Source organism: Idiomarina sp. UBA4206, assembly GCF_002383015.1.
Classification (GTDB): Bacteria; Pseudomonadota; Gammaproteobacteria; order Enterobacterales; family Alteromonadaceae; genus Idiomarina; species Idiomarina abyssalis.
In genome coordinates this window covers 15,945-16,734 of the sequence record NZ_DFTS01000076.1, presented here as the reverse complement: position 1 = coordinate 16,734, position 790 = coordinate 15,945, and the positions used below count along the sequence as shown (strand labels likewise).

Here is a 790-nt window from a genome sequence, read left to right as displayed (position 1 = left end):
GAGCCCCTGCTAGACTTCGCCAAACCCGGCTGGTTCCAGTACATGAAGCTCTTCTTCGGCTTCGAAGTATAAGCCAACGAATTCTACTAAAACGAAACGAGCAGGTCAAAACTTGCTCGTTTCCTCCCAATCAAGTAATCTCAAAATTAGTTAAAAAACGAACGCCAATGGATGTATGGCAATTCGAATGATTTGAGCCCGCTCAGCTAGTTTCCTCAAGGAAGAGCCCACCTCATTGTTTTTTTCGTTAGATTGATTGCCTGTTTTGATCGCGCGCAGCTGGGCGGCACCGCTTATTCTTCGTCTCGCTATAATCAATTTTAAAGGGGGTTGGCGGTATTTCGGCGGGATAACAAGCAAGTTAAACAAAAGCAAAGCGTGCATGCCGATGTATCAGAGATATGAGGCATGCTTAGTATTCAAATGTTATGTGTCTATGAGGATAAGATCGTGCCAATAATCGTAGCAGGGAAATTGAGAATAAAGTCAGGCAAACGAGATGAATTTATCCAGAAATCAATTGAAGCAATTTCCCTTGCAAGAAAGCTAGATGCCTGTGAAGACTTTTCAGTGTCGGTAGATCCAATTGATGAGAACAGGGTAAATATTTTTGAAAAATGGAAATCACGTGAAACGCTAGAAGAGTTCAGAAATTCAGGGCCTGATAATGATTCATTTTCTCTAGTAGAATCTTTTAATGTAAATGAGCATGAAGTCAACACATAACAAATCAATCAACTTCGCACCTTCGGTGCCGGACGCGCTAAAGCGCGCCGGTTATTGAGGCGTT

Annotated in this window: 1 protein-coding gene; it reads left to right on the top strand. The window is 42.4% G+C overall.

Annotated features, from left to right (window positions below):
* The first annotated feature begins 450 nt into the window (after nt 1–450).
* Nucleotides 451–726, top strand: a complete 276-nt coding sequence (locus B3180_RS15465; RefSeq protein ID WP_092839472.1) for a putative quinol monooxygenase — start codon at nt 451–453, stop codon at nt 724–726.
* Nucleotides 727–790 lie beyond the last annotated feature (64 nt).